General features: G+C 67.7%; 2 protein-coding genes. Both read left to right on the plus strand.

The window, feature by feature from the left end:
• A partial coding sequence (locus GCN75_RS29430; protein WP_193317701.1) for a hypothetical protein occupies positions 1-1,210 on the plus strand: 1,210 nt, incomplete at its 5' end.
• A 50-nt stretch (positions 1,211-1,260) separates the two neighbouring features.
• Positions 1,261-3,021: type VI secretion system membrane subunit TssM (tssM, locus tag GCN75_RS28670; protein WP_193317702.1), on the plus strand; the 1,761-nt coding region annotated here is incomplete at its 3' end.

Here is a 3,021-nt window from a genome sequence, read left to right on the forward strand (position 1 = left end):
GGCCCAGGCGGCACCAACGGCAGCGCCGCCGGCCCCCCTGCACATCGTCGCGGCCGCCCTGCGCATGCCGGGCGGCGCCACGCCCGAGGAACTGGCGACGGCCATGCAAGCGAGGCAGGCCCGCCCCGCGCTCGATACGGACCTGCTCAATGAAGACGGCTACCCTTTGCTATGCGGCAAGGTCGCGGAGGTACAGGAAGACTTGCAGCAAGACACGCTGGCCGCCTGGCTGCGCCAGCATCCGCAGGAAGGACTCGATGCCCAGCGCTTCCCCTTCAATCCCGAGGATGTGCGCGCGCTGGCCCTGGGCGGCGAAGTGCTCGCCGATCTGGCCTACGAAGCCATGCGCCATCCGCTGCTGCCCGCATGCCTGACGGCGCCCGCCTCCGCCCGCGCCGCCATGGCGCTGCCCACGCTGCAATTACACCTGCTGCTGCCCCCGGCGTGGAGCGCTGCCCAGTCGCAGGCGGGCAGCGCCTGGCTGCGCCAGCTGCTGCTGCAACAAGGCTGGCCGCCCGAAAAGCTGGCCGTGCCGGCGCTGTCCGCCCTGCCCCAGCCAACGCCGTTCGCGCTGTTCAACCACATCGCCGCGCACGCGGCGCTGGACGGACAGCCGTGCCTGGCCATCGTGCTGGCCTGTAACTCCTACATCGGCGAGATGAGCGTGCACGACTGGGCCAGCAAGGGCCTGCTGTTCAGCGCGACACAGGCCGATGGACAGATTCCCGGCGAAGGCGCGGCGGGCCTGCTGTTGGCGGACGCGGCCGAAGCGGCGCTGCTGGAAGCGCCGGCGCCCGTGCTGCTGCACCAGGGGGCCACGCAGGCACGCGACGCCGCCCGATCGCGCAAGCACGGCGATCCCGCTTTGCTGGCCAGCCTCGCCGCGCAGGCGCTGGCTGCCGCCGCCGTACTCCCCGCCGACATCACGCTGGCAAGCGCCGATACGGACCAGCGCCCGGGCCCCATGCTCGAACTGATGAATTGCGCCACGGCCCTGCTGCCTGAACTCGACCTCGGCACTCAGGTACAGAGCGTGGGCGCGGCGTGCGGCCATGCCGGTCCCGTCGCCGCACTGGCGGCGCTGGCCCTCGCGCAGCACGCGGCGGCCAGCGCGCCCGGCCAGGTCCTATGTCTCAGCAATCTCGATCCACTGCACTGCGGCGCCATCGTCGTCGGCCCGCCCGCCGGCGACGGCAACGACGCCGGCTGACGCTGCCACCCTCCACCCACGCACATTAACGGCTTGCTCACTACACTATGATGCAACGATTTTGGCACCTCCTCACTTCCCGCTCCAGCCTGCTCATCCTGGGCAGCGTGGCATTCGTCCTGCTGCTCCTGGTCTGCACCGTCATCTTCGAATGGCCCTACCCGCCCGTGCTGGCGTTCCTGGCCGTGGCGGCGCTGCTCGCTGCCATGACGTGGTGGCTGCGCCGCCGGCGGCGCCTGCGCGATGGCGCCAGCTTCAGCAACATGCTGGAACAGCAGGCCAGCGGCGCCGCGCCGAAAGCGGGCGCCGTGCAGCGCGAGGAAACCGAGGCCATCCGCAAACGCATGCTGGAAGCCATCAGCACCATCAAGACTTCCAGGCTGGGCCAGCTGTCGGGCGACGCGGCCCTGTACGAATTGCCCTGGTATATGATCATCGGCAACCCTGCCGCCGGCAAAAGCACGGCGATCGCCAATTCCGGCCTGCAATTCCCCTTTGTCGACAGCAAGATCGTGCAAGGCCTGGGCGGCACCCGCAATTGCGACTGGTTCTTCACCACCGATGGCATCCTGCTCGACACGGCAGGCCGCTACTCCGTCAACGATGAAGACCGGGCCGAATGGTTCGGCTTTCTCGGCCTGCTGAAAAAACACCGCAAGCGGGCGCCGGTCAACGGCATCATCATCGCCGTCAGCATTGCCGAACTGACGGGCAGCCGGCCCGAGTTCGCCATCGAACTGGCGAAGAACCTGCGCCAGCGCGTGCAGGAACTGACGGAAAAGCTGGAAGTCCACGCTCCCGTCTACGTGGTATTCACCAAGGCCGACCTGATCACGGGCTTCACCGAATTCTTCCAGGATGCGGAACGCGGCGAGCGCGACAAGGTCTGGGGCGCCACCCTGCCCTACAGCGTGAGCAGCTCGAAACAGGACGTGCTGGAACAGTTCGACCAGCGCTTCGACGAGCTGTACGATGGACTGAAAGACCTCAGCCTGGCCAGCATGGCCCTGCTGGGCCGCGAGCGCATGCCGCCCGGCGTGTTCACGTTCCCCCTGGAATTCAGCTCCATCAAGGGGCCGCTGCGCACCTTCATCGCCACCCTGTTCGAGGAAAACCCGTTCCAGTTCAAGCCCGTGTTCCGCGGTTTCTATTTCACCAGCGCATTGCAGGAAGGCGTTTCCGTCTCCGCCTCGTCGGAACGGGTGGCGCAGCGCTTCGACCTCAAGCTGCAGCCGCAGGAACAGGCGGCGGTCCAGGACCAGCACGGCTACTTCCTGCTCAACCTGTTCCGCAAGGTCATCTTCGCCGACAAGGACCTGGTGGCCCAGTACGCCAGCCCCCGCAAGACGCGGCTGCGCTATGCCACCTTCTTTGCCGCCATCGCGCTGGCCGGCCTGACCCTGGGCGGCTGGAGCTGGTCCTATTTGGCCAACCGCCAGCTGGCAGCCAATGTGCAGGCCGACCTGGACCAGGCCATCAAGGTGCAGGACAAGCGCCTCGACCTGCATTCGCGCTTCGAGGCGCTGGAAATCCTGCAGGACCGCATCGAACAGCTGGAAGCCTATCGCAGCAAGCGCCCGCTGGCCCTCAGCCTGGGCCTGTATCAGGGCGACTTCCTCGAACGCAAGCTGCGCGAAGAATACTTTTCCGGCGTGCGCGAAGTCATGCTCAAGCCGGTGACGCAATCGCTGGAAGCGTTTTTATCGGAAGTCAACGCGGGCGCGGGGCGCCTGCAGCCGATGACGGCCGCGCTGCCGGCGCCTGCCGTGGCGGCCGTGCCAGCCGTGGCGGCTCCTGCAGCCGCTGCAGTC

Origin of the sequence: Janthinobacterium violaceinigrum (assembly GCF_009208555.1) — a bacterium.
Classification (GTDB): Bacteria; Pseudomonadota; Gammaproteobacteria; order Burkholderiales; family Burkholderiaceae_D; genus Janthinobacterium; species Janthinobacterium violaceinigrum.